This window comes from Pseudomonas sp. EL_65y_Pfl2_R96, assembly GCF_963970905.1.
Classification (GTDB): domain Bacteria; phylum Pseudomonadota; class Gammaproteobacteria; order Pseudomonadales; family Pseudomonadaceae; genus Aquipseudomonas.
This window is the reverse complement of record NZ_CAXAQH010000001.1, coordinates 429,110-444,560: the sequence shown is the minus strand read 5'-3', so window position 1 is coordinate 444,560 and position 15,451 is coordinate 429,110. Positions and strand designations below refer to the sequence as shown.

The 15,451-nt window shown below is 60.4% G+C and carries 14 protein-coding genes; 6 read left to right on the top strand and 8 right to left on the bottom strand.

Annotated elements, in window-relative coordinates:
* Positions 1-37 precede the first annotated feature (37 nt).
* From emhC to emhA, 3 genes are read right to left on the bottom strand one after another with little or no spacing between them, the layout of a single operon-like run.
* A complete protein-coding gene (gene emhC / locus AACY49_RS02035) occupies positions 38-1,498 on the bottom strand; it encodes an efflux RND transporter outer membrane subunit EmhC (protein WP_339521490.1) in 1,461 nt (486 codons plus the stop codon).
* On the bottom strand, positions 1,498-4,659 hold the full coding sequence (gene emhB / locus AACY49_RS02030; protein WP_339521489.1) for an efflux RND transporter permease subunit EmhB: 3,162 nt from the start codon (positions 4,657-4,659) through the stop codon (positions 1,498-1,500). Before emhB ends, emhC begins: the two co-directional genes overlap by 1 nt.
* Positions 4,660-4,662: 3 nt before the next feature.
* Positions 4,663-5,820, bottom strand: coding sequence for an efflux RND transporter periplasmic adaptor subunit EmhA (gene emhA, locus AACY49_RS02025; protein WP_339521488.1), 1,158 nt, complete (start codon positions 5,818-5,820; stop codon positions 4,663-4,665).
* 267 nt (positions 5,821-6,087) lie between these two features.
* On the opposite strand from emhA, the gene emhR reads away from it, so the two are divergent.
* The gene (emhR, locus tag AACY49_RS02020) at positions 6,088-6,720 is read left to right on the top strand and encodes an efflux system transcriptional repressor EmhR (RefSeq protein ID WP_339521487.1); all 633 of its coding nucleotides are present in this window, start codon (positions 6,088-6,090) and stop codon (positions 6,718-6,720) included.
* A 325-nt stretch (positions 6,721-7,045) separates the two neighbouring features.
* Here emhR and AACY49_RS02015 read toward each other — a convergent pair whose 3' ends face one another.
* From AACY49_RS02015 to AACY49_RS02005, 3 genes are read right to left on the bottom strand one after another with little or no spacing between them, the layout of a single operon-like run.
* Entirely contained in the window at positions 7,046-8,095 is a 1,050-nt protein-coding gene (locus tag AACY49_RS02015; RefSeq protein ID WP_320391828.1) for an alkene reductase, read from the bottom strand.
* A 22-nt stretch (positions 8,096-8,117) separates the two neighbouring features.
* Positions 8,118-9,284 (bottom strand): MFS transporter, encoded by a 1,167-nt coding sequence (locus AACY49_RS02010; protein ID WP_339521486.1) that lies wholly within the window; start codon positions 9,282-9,284, stop codon positions 8,118-8,120.
* A 34-nt stretch (positions 9,285-9,318) separates the two neighbouring features.
* Positions 9,319-9,621, bottom strand: a complete 303-nt coding sequence (locus AACY49_RS02005; protein WP_258697226.1) for an ArsR/SmtB family transcription factor — start codon at positions 9,619-9,621, stop codon at positions 9,319-9,321.
* Between the two features lie 154 nt (positions 9,622-9,775).
* On the opposite strand from AACY49_RS02005, the gene AACY49_RS02000 reads away from it, so the two are divergent.
* Positions 9,776-10,348: an acyl carrier protein phosphodiesterase gene (locus tag AACY49_RS02000; RefSeq protein WP_320391823.1), complete on the top strand. Its 573-nt coding sequence runs from the start codon at positions 9,776-9,778 to the stop codon at positions 10,346-10,348.
* A 92-nt stretch (positions 10,349-10,440) separates the two neighbouring features.
* Here the strand turns inward: AACY49_RS02000 and AACY49_RS01995 are convergent, their stop codons facing one another.
* Together AACY49_RS01995 and olsB are read right to left on the bottom strand one after the other, a co-directional pair.
* On the bottom strand, positions 10,441-11,235 hold the full coding sequence (locus AACY49_RS01995; protein ID WP_339521485.1) for a lysophospholipid acyltransferase family protein: 795 nt from the start codon (positions 11,233-11,235) through the stop codon (positions 10,441-10,443).
* On the bottom strand, positions 11,235-11,990 hold the full coding sequence (gene olsB / locus AACY49_RS01990) for an L-ornithine N(alpha)-acyltransferase (protein ID WP_019580897.1): 756 nt from the start codon (positions 11,988-11,990) through the stop codon (positions 11,235-11,237). Before olsB ends, AACY49_RS01995 begins: the two co-directional genes overlap by 1 nt.
* Positions 11,991-12,144: 154 nt before the next feature.
* Between olsB and AACY49_RS01985 the strand changes: the two genes are divergently transcribed.
* From AACY49_RS01985 to AACY49_RS01970, 4 genes are all read left to right on the top strand, one after another.
* Positions 12,145-13,026 (top strand): acyl-CoA dehydrogenase family protein, encoded by an 882-nt coding sequence (locus AACY49_RS01985; RefSeq protein ID WP_339521484.1) that lies wholly within the window; start codon positions 12,145-12,147, stop codon positions 13,024-13,026.
* 180 nt (positions 13,027-13,206) lie between these two features.
* Positions 13,207-14,301: a serine hydrolase domain-containing protein gene (locus AACY49_RS01980; protein WP_339521483.1), complete on the top strand. Its 1,095-nt coding sequence runs from the start codon at positions 13,207-13,209 to the stop codon at positions 14,299-14,301.
* Positions 14,298-14,627 (top strand): amidase, encoded by a 330-nt coding sequence (locus AACY49_RS01975; RefSeq protein WP_258697221.1) that lies wholly within the window; start codon positions 14,298-14,300, stop codon positions 14,625-14,627. The genes AACY49_RS01980 and AACY49_RS01975 overlap by 4 nt, the downstream gene beginning before the upstream one ends.
* A gap of 232 nt (positions 14,628-14,859) precedes the next feature.
* Positions 14,860-15,450, top strand: a complete 591-nt coding sequence (locus AACY49_RS01970) for a YceI family protein (protein WP_339521482.1) — start codon at positions 14,860-14,862, stop codon at positions 15,448-15,450.
* Position 15,451 lies beyond the last annotated feature (1 nt).

The following is a 15,451-nucleotide window of genomic DNA, read 5'->3' as shown; positions in this document are numbered from 1 at the left end:
ATTACACCGTTTGGTGGGCTTCGTGTTTACCGCGCTATCAGAACAACTTCATCTTCGGCGCTTCTTCTTTCAACGGCTCGTTCTTCGCCGTCTGTTCATTCCAGCCACCCCCCAGCGCCTTGTACAGATTGACCGCACTGGTCAGCTGCGCCAGACGGTCGGTGATCAGCGCCTGTTGGGCACTGAACAGCTGGCGCTGGGCGTCGAGGAAGGTCAGGTTGCTGTCGACGCCGATGCGGTAACGACGCTCGGCCAGACGGTAGTAGTCCTGGTTGGCGCTGACGAAATCACGCTGAGCCTGCAACTGCTCGGTGTAGGTCTGGCGTGCGGCCAGGCCGTCGGCGACTTCCTGGAAGGCCGTTTGAATGGACTTCTCGTAGTTCGCCACGCTGATGTCTTTCTGGATTTTGGAGTAATCCAGGCTGGCGCGCAGGCTGCCGGCGTTGAAGATCGGCAGGTTGATCTGCGGCTGGAACAACCAGGTGCCCGAACCGCCCTTGAACAGACCGGACAGGTCCGGGCTCAGGGAGCCGGCATTGGCGGTCAGGCTGATGCTCGGGAAGAACGCAGCCCGCGCCGCGCCGATGTTGGCGTTGGCAGCCTTGAGGTTGTACTCGGCCTGAAGGATGTCTGGACGACGTTGTAGCAAGTCCGACGGCAGGCCGGCCGGCACTTCGCTCAGCAGGTCGTCCGACAGTGGCTTGGCCGCTTGCAGATTGGCCGGCACACCGGTGCCGAGCAGCAGCACCAGGCTGTTTTCATCCTGGGCGACCTGACGGGTGTATTTGGCCTGTTGTGCGCGGGCGTTTTCCACCGAGGTACGCGATTGGGCCAGATCCAGCGCCGAGGCTACGCCCACTTCGTTGCTGCGCGAGGTGAGTTTGTAGCTCTCCTCGTAGGCGCCGAGGGTTTCCTGGGTCAGTTTCAGCAGCTCCTTGTCGGCCTGCCAGGTCAGGTAGGCATTGGCCACGCTGGCTACCAGACTGATCTGCGTGCTGCGGCGCGCTTCTTCAGTGGCGAAGTATTTCTGCAAGGCTTCTTCGCTCAGGCTGCGAACCCGACCGAACAGGTCGAGTTCATAGGCGCTGATGCCGACGGTGGCCGAGTAAGAGCTGGTGATACCCGCTTCACCGGTTTGCGAGGCCCGTGCCGGGACCCGCTGACGGCTGCCGCTGCCGGTAGCCGAAACCGCCGGGAACAGATCGGCACGCTGAATGCGGTACTGAGCCGCATAAGCGTCGATGTTCAGCGCCGCGACGCGCAGGTCACGGTTGTTCTCCAGCGCGGTCTGGATCAGCTGTTGCAGCGCCGGGTCATGGAAAAACTGCTTCCAGCCCTGTTCGGCGGCGGCCTGGTTGGGCGCCTGGGCCGGCGAATACGCCGGGCCTTGCGGGTATTGGCCCGCCACCGGTGCTTCAGGCTGCTGATAATCGGGTATCAGCGAGCAGCCACCCAGCACGAAGGCGGCGACTGCGAGGGAGAGTAGCGACTTGCTCATTAGCCAGCCTCTTGAGAAGTTTCAATGGCGTCATCCTGGTCGGCGACTTTGCGCTGGCCCATGGACGACACGGTGACGAAGAACAACGGAACCCAGAAGATCGCCAGGATCGTGGCCGTGAGCATACCGCCAATCACCCCGGTTCCGATCGCATGTTGGCTACCCGAACCTGCGCCCGTGGAAATGGCCAGCGGTACCACGCCGAGCACGAATGCGAGCGAGGTCATGATGATCGGTCGCAGACGCATCCGGCAGGCTTCGATCGCTGCATCGCGCAGGCTGCGCCCTTGTTCATGCAGTTCCTTGGCGAACTCGACGATCAGAATGGCGTTTTTCGCCGCCAGACCGATGGTGGTCAACAGCCCCACCTGGAAATACACGTCGTTGGACAGGCCGCGCAGGCTGGTCGCCATCAGCGCACCGATGATCCCAAGCGGCACGACCAACATGACCGCGATCGGGATCGACCAGCTTTCATACAACGCCGCCAGACACAGGAACACCATCAGCAGCGACAGGGCGTACAGCGCTGGCGCTTGCGAGCCGGACAGACGTTCCTCGTACGACAGACCGGTCCAGGAAATACCGACACCGGCCGGCAGTTTCTTGGCCAGGGCTTCGACTTCGGCCATGGCTTCACCGGTGGAATAACCGGGGGCCGGGGCACCGAGGATTTCCATCGCCTCTACGCCGTTGTAACGCGACAGCTTCGGCGCACCGTAAATCCACTCACCCTTGGCGAAGGCCGAGAACGGAACCATGGTGCCGGCGCTGTTGCGCACGTACCACTTCTTGACGTCTTCAGGGCTCATGCGGGCACCCGGCTGGCCTTGCACGTAAACCTTCTTCACCCGACCGCGGTCGATGAAGTCGTTCACATAGCTACTACCCAAGGCAATCGACAGGGTGTTGTTGATGTCAGTGAGGGTCACGCCCAGGGCGCTGGCCTTCTCATCGTCGATTTCCAGTTGGTATTGCGGCTCGTCGTTCAGACCGTTCGGACGGACTTGCGACAAGACCTTGCTTTGCGCCGCCATGCCGAGGAACTGGTTGCGTGCCTGCATCAGCTTCTCGTGACCGATACCGGCGCGGTCCTGAAGGAATACGTCGAAACCGGTGGCGTTACCCAGTTCCAGTACCGCCGGTGGCGCGAAGGCAAACACCATGGCGTCGCGGAAGGTAAAGAAGTGCTGTTGGGCACGGGCCGCCAGTTTGAACACGCTGTTGTCGGCGTTACGTTCGTCCCACGGTTTGAGCATGATGAACGCCATGCCCGAACTCTGGCCACGGCCGGCGAAGTTGAAACCGGTCACGGTAAACACCGAGGCCACCGCATCGCCTTCGCCGCCATCCTTGCTCGGACGCAGCAGGAACTCGCGCATTTCATCCACGACCACTTGCGTGCGCTGGGAGCTGGAACCGGCCGGGGTTTGCACCTGGGCAAACAGTACGCCCTGGTCTTCTTCCGGCAGGAACGCCGTTGGAATGCGGGTGAACAGCCAGATCATGCCGACCACGATGATCAGGTACGCCAGCAGGTACGGAGCCTTGTGCGCGAGCATGTTGCCGACGCCGCGCTCGTAGCTTCTGACGCCACGGTCGAAGTTGCGGTTGAACCAGCCGAAGAAGCCGCGTTTCGGTATGCCGTGCTCGCCTTTCGGAATCGCCTTGAGCATGGTGGCGCAGAGCGCCGGGGTGAAGATCAATGCAACCATCACCGACAAGGCCATGGCCGAAACGATGGTGATCGAGAACTGCTTGTAGATCACACCGGTGGAGCCGCTGAAGAACGCCATCGGCAGCAGTACCGCCGACAGCACCAGGGCAATACCGACCAGCGCACCCTGGATCTGCCCCATGGATTTCTTGGTGGCCTCCTTGGGTGACAGGCCTTCTTCGCTCATGACCCGTTCGACGTTTTCCACCACGACGATGGCGTCGTCCACCAGCAAGCCGATGGCCAGCACCATACCGAACATGGTCAGGGTGTTGATGCTGAAGCCGAATGCCGCGAGGATCCCGAACGTACCCAGCAGTACCACTGGCACGGTCATCGTGGTGATGACGGTGGCGCGGAAGTTCTGCAGGAACAGGAACATCACCAGGAACACCAGCACGATCGCTTCGACCAGGGTTTCAACCACACCCTTGATCGACTCGGTCACCACTGGGGTGGTGTCGTACGGGAACACCACTTCCATCCCTTGCGGGAAGAACGGCTTCAGGTCGTTGATGGTTTTGCGCAGGGCCTTGGCGGTATCGAGGGCGTTGGCACCGTTGGCCAGTTTCACTGCCAGACCGGAAGCCGGGCTGCCATTGAACTGGGCGCTGACGCTGTAGTTCTCGCCACCCAGGCCTACTTCGGCGACGTCTTTGAGACGAACCTGCGAGCCGTCCTTGTTGACCTTGAGCAGGATTTCCTTGAATTGCTCGGCAGTCTGCAGACGGGTCTTGCCGATGATCGTAGCGTTCAGTTGCTGGCCGGGCAGGGCGGGCAAGCCGCCGAGTTGACCGGACGAGACCTGGACGTTCTGGGCCGCGATGGCGGTTTTCACGTCCACCGGGGTCAGGTTGAAGTTGTTCAACTTGGCCGGGTCGAGCCAGATCCGCATCGCGTACTGGGCACCGAAGACCTGGAAGTCACCGACACCGGCGGTCCGCGAGATCGGGTCCTGCATGTTCGACACGATGTAGTTGGACAGGTCGTCCTTGGTCATGCTGCCGTCACGCGACACCACGCCGATGACCATCAGGAAGTTTTTCACCGACTTGGTCACGCGGATGCCCTGCTGCTGCACTTCTTGCGGCAGCAGCGGGGTGGCCAGGTTCAGTTTGTTCTGGACCTGAACCTGCGCGGTATCGGAGCTGGTGCCTTGCTCGAAGGTCGCGGTAATGGTCATGCTGCCGTCGGAGTTACTTTCCGACGAGACATAACGCAGATTGTCGATACCGTTGAGCTGTTGCTCGATCACCTGCACCACAGTGTCCTGCACGGTTTGTGCAGACGCGCCTGGGTAGGTCACAGAGATGGCAATGGCCGGAGGCGCAATGCTCGGGTATTGGTTGATCGGCAGTTTGAGGATCGATAAAGCCCCGACCAGCATGATCACCAGGGCAATCACCCAGGCGAAAATCGGACGGTCGATAAAAAATTTCGACATGGTTTACTCCCCTTTGCCGCCGACAGCTGTATTAGCTGCCTGTGCGGGGGCCGGGCTCTTTGCGCCAACGTTAGTCGCTTCAGTGGCTTTGACTACGACACCAGGTCTGACGAATTGCAGCCCTTCGGTAATCAGGCGATCGCCTGCCTTCAGACCGTCTTCAATCAGCCATTGGCTGCCGACGGTGCGGCTGGCCTTGAGCTGGCGCAGTTCGACCTTGTTGTCCGGACCGACGACCAGTGCGGTCGGGGTGCCTTTGAGGTCACGGGTCACGCCTTGTTGTGGCGCCAGAATCGCGGCGCTGTTCACGCCAGCCTGCAACTGGGCGTGAACGAACATGCCCGGCAGCAGGGTGTGATCAGGGTTCGGGAACACCGCGCGCAAGGTCACGGAACCGGTGGTCTGGTCAACCGAGACTTCGGAGAACTCAAGCTTGCCGTCCACTTTGTACTGGCTGCCGTCTTCCAGGGTCAGCTTGACCGCGGCGGCGTTGTCGCCAGCTTTTTGCAGACGACCGCTTTCCAGTTCACGACGCAGCTCAAGCAGCTCCACCGAGGACTGAGTCACGTCGACGTAGATCGGGTCGAGTTGCTGGATGACGGCCATGGCGTCGGTCTGGCCGCTGCTGACCAGTGCGCCTTCGGTCACGGACGAACGGCCGATGCGACCGGAGATCGGTGCGTAAACCTTGGTGTAGCGCACGTTGATCTGGGCACTTTGCAGGGATGCTTCCGATTGCAGGCGGTTGGCCAGCGCCGTGTCGTACTCCTGACGGCTGACGGCCTGTTCGTCGACCAGTTGTTTGTAGCGATCCGAGATCGACTTGGTCGAACGCAGGTTGGCTTCGGCGCTTTTCAGGGTCGCGTCATAGACCGACGGGTCGATCTGATAGAGCTGCTGACCGGCCTTGACGTCGCCGCCTTCCTTGAACAGTCGTTTGAGAATGATGCCGTTGACCTGTGGGCGAACTTCGGCAATGCGGAACGCACTGGTGCGCCCCGGAAGTTCGGACGTCAGGGTGAAGGCTTGAGGTTGCAGGGTTACGACGCCGACCTGAGGGGGTGGTGCGGCTGGTGCCGCTTCTTCCTTTTTACATCCGCTGAGCAGCGATGCCAGGGCGAGGGCAGTAACCAGAGCGGTAACAGCTGGCTTGAATTGCATGAAGATCCTCGGGTCAGGCGCGCACATTGCGCACAAGAAAGGTGGAAGGGTAAAAAATTTCTACCGGGTGGATAAGTAGCTTGCTAATGAATATACTTACGTTCATGGTTGTTTGTAAAGGGCCTTGGCGGCGTACCCACACAGTTACAAAAGCCGTTCAAAGGTTTGAATTGTAGGCCGGAGACGAAGCCCGAGAGCGCTCGCCCCACTTTTATTCAGCAGATATTCAGACATCGCTGAAGCACCCCTGATTGAGGTTTTACTGCCATGGTCCGTCGTACCAAAGAGGAAGCTCAAGAAACCCGAAGCCAGATACTCGAAGCGGCGGAAAAAGCCTTTTATGAGCGGGGCGTGGCACGCACGACGCTGGCGGATATCGCTGCCCTGGCCGGTGTGACTCGTGGAGCCATCTACTGGCATTTCAATAACAAGGCGGATCTGGTGCAGGCGATGCTTGATACCTTGCATGAGCCGCTGGAGGAAATGGCCAAGGCCAGCGAAAGCGAAGAGGAACTTGATCCGCTGGGCTGCATGCGCAAGCTGCTGATTCATTTGTTTCATCAAGTTGCACTGGACCCGAAAACCCGACGCATCAACGAGATTCTGTTTCATAAGTGCGAATTCACCGATGAAATGTGCGACCTGCGCCAGCAGCGCCGAACGGTCAGTCTCGATTGCAATGTGCGAATCGCTCTGGCCCTGAGTAATGCGATGAAACGCGGGCAATTGCCGGAAGATCTCGACGCTGCCCGCGCGGCCATCAGCCTGCATGCGTACATCGATGGCATCCTGTATCAGTGGCTGTTGGCTCCCGACAGTTTTCAGCTGCACACCGAAGCCGAGCGATGGGTCGATACAGGGTTGGAGATGCTGCGCTTGAGTCCCAGCCTGCGCAAATGAAACAAAATGCGTAATTGGATCAGGTTGTGTAAATGGACGGGCGCCAGTGAAGAACCCTGTTCGCTCGCCTCATTGCAATGGGATACTTTTATATACGTCTGCGACTCGGGTTGATACATAGCGAACTACGTATTTTGTAGGGATTTTGTGTCGAGTGTGTGAATGAGTGTGAACGACTGAAAAGATCGCAGCCTTCGGCAGCTCCCACAAGGTGTATGCCATTCCAAGGTAGGAGCTGCCGAAGGCTGCGATCTTTTGTTCTTCTATCCATACGCAAAAGCCCCGGCTCTTTCGAGTCGGGGCTTTTCATTTCAATAGTTGAAACTTACAACGCCGGATAATCGATATAACCGACCGGGCCTTTACCGTAGAACAACTCAGGACGCGCCTCGTTCAGCGGCGCATCGGCCTTCAGACGCGCCGGCAGATCCGGGTTGGCGATAAACGGTACACCGAATGCCACCGCATCAGCCTTGCCGCTGGCCAACCACTCGTTGGCGCTGTCCTTGGTGAAACGTTCGTTGGCGATGTACGGGCCGCCGAAGGCTTCCTTCAGTTGTGGGCCGAGGCTGTCGCCGGCTTCTTTCTCGCGCGAGCAGATGAAGGCGATACCACGTTTGCCCAATTCGCGAGCGACGTAGGTGAACGTCTCGGACAGGTTTTCGTCGCCCATGTCATGGAGATCGGCACGCGGTGACAGGTGCACACCCACGCGGCCCGCGCCCCAGATTTCGATGGCGGCATCGGTCACTTCCAGCAACAGGCGCGCACGGTTTTCCAGGGAGCCGCCGTAGTTGTCGGTGCGCTGGTTGGTGCTGCTTTGCAGGAACTGGTCGAGCAGGTAACCGTTGGCGCCGTGGATTTCCACACCGTCGAAACCGGCAGCCTTGGCGTTCTCGGCACCCACGCGGTAAGCATCGACGATGTCGGCGATTTCAGCGGTTTCCAGGGCACGCGGCGTTGGGAAGTCGGCCAATGGGCGAACCAGGCTGACATGGCCCTTGGGCTGGATGGCACTCGGCGCGACCGGTGCTTCGCCGTTCAGGTACAAGGGGTGGGAAATCCGACCCACGTGCCACAGTTGCAGGAAGATTTTGCCGCCAGCGCCGTGGATTGCTTTGGTCACGTTGCTCCAGCCGCGTACCTGGTCATTGGACCAGATACCGGGAGTGTCCGGGTAGCCCACGCCTATCGGCGTGACCGACGTAGCTTCGCTGAGGATCAGGCCGGCAGAGGCGCGCTGTACGTAGTACTCGGCCATCAGCGCGTTCGGCACACGGCCTTCGTCGGCGCGGCAGCGGGTCAGCGGTGCCATGATGATGCGGTTGGCCAACTCGAGGTCGCCCAGTTTGATCGGATCGAAAATAGTCGTCATTTAATACAACCCTCGTGAGGTATCAGTTAGTAGCAGGGGCCAGTTCGGGATTACCGCTCTGACGGAAAGTAATCAGGGTCACGAGCAGGGCGAGTACCGCCAGTGCCGCTGCCGCGAGCGGCACGCTGGTGAGACCGAAGCCGTGGGCGATGACGCTGCCGCCGACCCAGGCACCGAGCGCGTTGCCGACGTTGAAAGCGCCGATGTTCAGGGTCGATACCAGGTTCGGTGCCGCCTTGCCGTAGGTCACAACGTTCACTTGCAGGGCGGGTACGGCGGCGAAGCACGCGGTGGCCCAGAGGAACAGGGTGATTTCGGTCGGGATCACGGCAATGCTGGTCCAGGTCAGCACGGTGGACACGACCGCCATGGTGATGAACACACCGATCAGCGTCGCCGCCATGCTTTTGTCTGCCAGCTTGCCGCCGATGATGTTGCCGACCGTCAAGCCCAAGCCGATGAGCATCAAGGTCCAGGTCACGCCGCGTGGCGAGACACCGGTGACCTCACCCAATAGAGGGGCGACATAGGTGAATAAGGTGAAGACTGAGGCGGCGAACAATGCGGTCATGCTCAACGACGACCAGATGCCGGCGCCTTTGAGGGCGCGCAGTTCGGCGCGCATGTCGAGTTTCTCTTCATCGCGCCTGGCCGGCAGGAAGCGGATCAGGCCGATCAGCGCAATCACACCGATCACGGTCACCGCCCAGAAGGTCGAACGCCAGCCGGCTTCCTGACCGAGCGCAGTGCCCAGCGGCACGCCGAGGACGTTGGCCAGGGTCAGGCCGGTGAACATCAAAGCCACGGCCGACGCACGTTTGTTGGCCGGTACCAGACCTGCCGCCACCACCGAACCGATGCCGAAGAAGGCGCCATGACACAGCGCGGTGACCACGCGGGCAAACATCAAAACGTTGTAGTCACTGGCCAGGGCGCAGAGTAGGTTGCCGATGATGAAGATGCCCATCAATGCTACCAAAGCGGCCTTGCGCGGCAGTCTGGCGGTGGCCAGTGCCATGAACGGCGCACCGATGGCTACGCCCAGGGCGTAACCGGTCACCAGCCAGCCAGCGCCGGGGATCGACACGCCGAGGTCCGCCGCCACATCGGGCAGCAAACCCATGATGACGAACTCGGTGGTGCCGATGGCGAAGGCGCTCAAGGCCAGAATGAGTAGCGAGAGGGGCATTGTTGATTCCTTATCGGCGTACTGACGTAAAGGGTCAGAGCTCTTTGCTGAAAGTGCGGAGGAATTCCTGGATGGTTTCCTCGTTGCGTTTGAAAAAATGCCACTGGCCGACTTTGCGGCTGCTGATCAAGCCGGCGCGTTGCAGAGTCGCCAGGTGTGCGGACACCGTGGACTGCGACAAACCGCAACGTTGATCGATCTGCCCGGCGCAGACGCCGTGCTCATTGCTGTGGGACTGGTCGGGGAATTCGACGGTCGGGTCTTTGAGCCAGTGCAGGATGTCTCGCCGTACTGGGTGTGCCAGGGCTTTTATTATTTCGTCGAGGTCGAGGGTCATGGTTTGGGCTCGTGATGAGTAAAACGCTATATCGCGATGAGGCGAACTTTAAATCGGTACTTCGCGATATACCAATATGATTTTGGTCTGATGACCGCGTAAATCGGTATATCGAGTTATAACGATATGGATGACGCAGTGTTAAGCTGCGCCCATGAACTATCTCGCACATCTGCACCTCGGTGGCCAGCGCCCCGGTCAACTGCTCGGCAGTTTGTATGGCGATTTCGTCAAAGGACGGCTGCAAGGGCAGTTCGATCCGGAGATCGAAGCGGCCATTCAGTTGCATCGCAGCATTGACGTGTTTACCGATCGCCATCCTTTGGTGGATATCGCCTTGTCGCGGTTTTCCATCACGCGCAGGCGTTACGCCGGGATCGTGCTCGATGTGTTTTTCGATCATTGCCTGGCGCGGGACTGGACGCTTTATTCGGATCAGCCACTGGAGCAGTTCACGTCGGACGTGTACAGGGTGCTGTCCACCGAGTCGCAATTGCCGGAGCGCCTGGCGAAGATTGCGCCGCACATGGTGGCCAATGACTGGTTGGGGGCTTATCAGGAGTTCGAGGTGCTGGAGCAGGTGCTGCGCGGGATATCACGCAGGCTGACCCGGCCGGAGGAACTGGCCGCTGCGATGCAGGAATTACGGGTGTTGTATGAACCGTTGAGCGAGGATTTCCGATTGTTCTATCCCGAGTTGCAGGACTTTGTAGCGCGACGAGTGTAGCCAGCAGGATCAAAAGATCGCAGCCTTCGGCAGCTCCTACAGGGGGGCATCATTCCAATGTAGGAGCTGCCGAAGGCTGCGATCTTTTTCTATCAGGCAGCGATCAGTTCGCCGGCACGCCGTGGCTCGGCAGGTTTCGCGATTTCACCAAACAACGCCTTCTGCACCGCCTGCTGCGCTTCGAACGCCAGCGCCGCACGTTCCCGGTCCTGGCACTCGATCGGTTTGAGCAGGTGAATCTCCACCTCACCCCGATCATTGGCGAACAAACGCATCAGGTGCGACAGCAAATCATCATCGCCAATGAACGGTGCCAGGGCATCGAGCTCGCCATTGCGCAGATAACGAATCGCCACCGGCTGCAGCGCCACTTCGGAATCGATCGCCGCGGACAGCAAACGCCCATGAAACGTACGCAGCGAGCGGCCATCGGTGGTGGTGCCTTCCGGGAACATCAGCAGCGGATGTTCCTGTTCCAGATGACGGGTCATTTGTTTGCGGATCAACTGACTGTCGCCTGAACCACGGCGAATGAACAGGCTGCCGGCCTTGGCCGCCAACCAGCCCGCCACCGGCCAGGTACGCACTTCGGCCTTGGACAGGAACGACAGCGGCGTGAGCATGCCCAGCAGCGGAATGTCGGTCCAGGACACATGATTGCTGACCCACAGCATCGGCGCCTTCGGCAATTGACCATGCACGGTCACACGAAAGGGCAAGGCATTGCTCAGCCGTGCCATGAAAAACCGCGACCAGCGCTGGCGACGGACCATCGAATGGGCAACCCCCAGTCGCTCGAACAGCCCGAACACGCCGGCCATGCTCAAGCCCAGGGCCACCACCAAAAGCACTCGCGCAATTCGCGCGTACACCCGCAAGCGGCTCATTACACAGCCGCCTTGAAGTGCTTGGCGTAGCGCGGGCAGAGCTCGTCGCGCTTGAGCAGGATGAACACGTCGGCCACCTGGAAGTCTTCGTCCCAGCACGGCTCGCCGCAGATTTTCGCGCCCAGGCGCATGTAGGCCTTGAGCAGCGGCGGCATTTCGGCGATGACGTTGGACGGGATATCCAGTGTCGGCAACGGTTTCTTCGGCTCGGCCCGCAGGTGTTCGGTGCACAGGTAGCGTTCGCGCAGACGCTGCATGATCGCGTGGGCCTGAATGCCGCCGTCCTGCATCGGAATGCTCGCGCACCCCATCAAATAGCTGTAACCGCCCTGGTTCAGCACTTCGGCCAGTTCACCCCAGAGCACGGCGATGGTGCCGCCGTTGCGGTAGGCCGGGTCGACGCAGGTGCGACCGATTTCCAGGATCGGGCCTTTCAGATGGACCAGACCATGCAGGCTGAATTCTTCTTCGCTGTAGAACTTGCCCAGGCTGCTGGCGGCTGTGTGGTCGAGCAAACGGGTGGTCGCCACCAGGCGCCCGGTGTTCAAGTCACGCACGCCGATGTGGGCGCAGTGAACATCATAGTCATCCATGTCCAGACCCAGCTCCGCGCCTTTGAGCCTGGCGTTGAATTCGCCGCTGAACACGTTGAAGCGCAAGGCCTGGGCTTCCTGCAACGCCTCGGCGCCCACCAGGCGTTCGGCTTGCAGGCGGCGTTCATTGCCGGTGTCGCTGATGCGGGCGATCTGAGTCATTGCGAATCTCCGTACGGGCTGGCCACCCGTCTTGGGGTGCAGCCGATCGACTTTCTTTATGCAGCCGTGTTGTGCAAAGTCAGGCTATGTAGCCCCGGTGTCATCGCCATGAAGCTTTGGTGATGCTTATATGACAGCCCACAAGGAGCCTCTTATGCCCTGGCAAACCCTGTTGACTCGCCGCGATCGCCTGCCCGCCAACCCAGACCTGGCCGAAGGCTTTGCGACCTTGATGCACCGGTTGGGTACGGTCACGCCGTTCGAACTGGCGGTGGTCGGCGGACGGCTGATGGCGACACCGGGGCTGGCGTTTCTGGTGGGGTATCAAGCGGCGTTGCGCATGCTTTGGCCGAGCGCACCGCTGAGCCTCGGCGCGTTGTGCGCGACCGAACAGCGCAGTTTGCGGGTGGCGGACATGCAGACCCGCCTGAGCGATCTGCGCCTGAGCGGGCGCAAGGATTTTGTCACCGCCGGCGATGCCGCCGACTGGTTGCTGGTCGCCGCTCGCAGTGAAAAGCCCGGCAGCGACCCGCGACTGAGCCTGGCGGTGGTTTACCCCGGCGAACCGGGCGTGCGTCTGGAAAAACTCGCGCCGATGCCACTGATGCCGGACATAGGCCACGGTCGTTTGTTTCTCGATGACGCGCTGTGCGAATTGCTGGCGGGGGATGGCTGGGATGCTTACGTCAAACCGTTCCGCACCCTGGAAGACATCTATGTGCTGAGCGCCATGACTGCCTGGCTGTTCGGTGTCGGCCAGGACAGCGACTGGCCGCACGCCTTGCAACTGCGCTTGCTGGCGCTGCTGGCCGGGTGCGCGGAAGTCAGCCGCCAGGCGCCGAACAATCCGGCCGGGCATGTGTTGCTGGGCGGGTTGTTTGCGCAATTCGATGGGCTCAAGGCTGAAGTGAATCAGGCTCTGGCCGATGGGCCGCCGCAATGGGCGGCGATGTGGCAGCGCGATCAGGCCGTTATGGATTTGGCGGCAGGGGCGCGGGGCAAGCGGTTGACCAAGGCGTTGGCGGGGTTGTCGTAAGGCTGAAGGGACCCTTCGCGGGCAAGCCCGCTCCCACAAGGATCTCTGGTGTGCAAAATATTGTGTATGACGCAGATCATGTGGGAGCGGGCTTGCCCGCGATGGCGGCCTCATTGGCGACGCAAATACTGTCATCAACCTCGACTAGTCTCTGCAGGTTCATCCCTCCGAGCGCCCCTCATGTTCAAAGGCTTGTCCCTGATTGTCATGCTGCTGCTCAGCCTCACGGCCCAGGCCGAAAACTGGCCGGCCGAGCAATGGTCGCCCGGCCCGAAAGTCACCGGGCCGGCACTTCAGGCCCTGGAGAGTTACGCCTTCCCACCCCGCGACGATGCCACTCACCAAGGCATTCGCACCGATGCCTTGCTGGTGATCCGCGACGGTCAACTCGTCTACGAACGCTACGCCGGCCCGACCACTGCCCAAACGCCGCACCTGACCTGGTCGATCAGCAAAAGCCTGATGGCCACGGTGCTCGGTGTGGCGTATGGCGAAGGCTTGTTCAAATTGCACGACCCGGTGGTGCAGTTCTATCCGCCGCTGGAAAAACACCCGGCCATGACCATGGCCGACCTGCTGCACTGGGCTTCCGGCCTGGACTGGCAGGAAGACTATGAATACGCACCGTTGAAGTCCTCAGTGGTGGCCATGCTTTACACCCGTGGTCACCGCGACATGGCTGCGTTCACCGCCGACCACGACGAGTACGCCAAGCCCGGTCAGGCATTCCGTTACTCCAGCGGCGATAGCAACCTGCTGTCCGCCGCACTGAAAACCATCGTCGGCCCGGCCCGTTATCCGGATTATCCATGGACCGCGCTGTTCGAACCCTTGGGGATTCGCAGTGCGGTTTGGGAAGCGGATGCCACGGGGGCGTTCGTCGCATCGTCTTATGCCTACCTCACCGCCCGGGACCTGGCTCGCGTCGGCCTGTTGATGGCGCGTGACGGTCGTTGGCGTGAGCAGCAATTGCTGCCCAAGGATTGGGTCGACTTCAGCCGTGAGCCTTTTGCCCATTATCAAGCCAACCAGGATGAAGCAGTGCCCGGCGGGCATTGGTGGCTCAATCGCGCGGTGGATGGCGCGACACAACCTTGGCCCGATGCCCCCGCCGATACCTTCGCCGCACTGGGCCATTGGGGCCAGGCAATGTACGTGATTCCCAGCGAGAAGCTGGTGATCGTGCGCTACGGCGATGATCGCGATGGGCGTTATCGGCACAACGAATTGCTCAAACTTGCGCTCAAGGCGTTTGCCATGAAGGTGCAGCCATGAGCCGCCACAGTTTTATTCGCCGTCGGCCGTTCAGCACGCTGTTGCTGGTGCTGCTGATCGCCTTGTTCGGCTGGGTCTGGCAGGAGCGTGTGGCGTTGTGGGCTTTCCCGGACATCATCAGCGCCTATACCGCCAAGGAATACTGCTCGTGCCGCTACGTGATGAACAATCCGGTCGAGTATTGCCAGAGCTATGTGAAGCAGTATTTGCCCACCAGTGGATTCGTCGATGACGCCGTGAACAAGCGTGTGACGGTTGGTGGGATGGGGCGCAGCAATAGCGCTGTTTGGGTTGGTGAACGCCAAGGCTGTCGCCTGCAACCCTGACAGTGGTCAGTTTTTTGTGGCGAGGGAGCTTGCTCCCGCTCGGCTGCGAAGCAGTCGTAATGTCAGTGGCCGAGGTCTGACTGGAAGAACTCATTGTCTGATTTTGGGAGCGCTTCGCACTCCAGCGGGAGCAAGCTCCCTCGCCACAAAGGTTGGGTTGGAGTAACAGAAAGTTTGCAACCTGCCTCAGGCCAGTTAAGGTTCTCTCAGGTTTATCTGCCCATGAGTCTCTATGTTCAACCGTTTTGTCTGCAAAACCCTCGCTTTCCTGTTGCTGGCCGGTGTCACCGTGTCGGCCCAGGCCAATTGGTATCTGGACGGCGAGTCTTCGCGGCTGTCGTTCATCAGCACTAAAAACGCCAACATCTGCGAAGTGCAGCGCTTTTTGGTGCTGCACGGCAAGGTCGACCCCAAAGGCCTGGCGCAGGTGGAGGTTGAGCTGGAGTCGGTCAACAGCGGTATTCCGCTGCGTGACGAACGCATGCGCAAGGAGCTGTTCGAGATCCAGGCGTTTCCCGAAGCGCTGATCACCACGCAAATCGATCTGCGGCCGATCAACGACCTGGCGCCCGGTGCGCAACTGGAGTTGCGCTTGCCGCTGACGGTCAACCTGCATGGCAAACAACACCAATACAACGCCGAACTGCTGGCGACCCGTCTCGATGACCGGCGCTTTCAAGTGGTGACCCTCGAACCGTTGGTGATCAGTGCGCAAGATTTCGACCTGGCCCCGGGCCTGGAAAGCTTACGCAAGGTTGCCGGTTTGTCGGCCATCAGTCTGTCGGTGCCGGTGGGTGCGGTGCTGATTTTCACGGCGCGCTGAT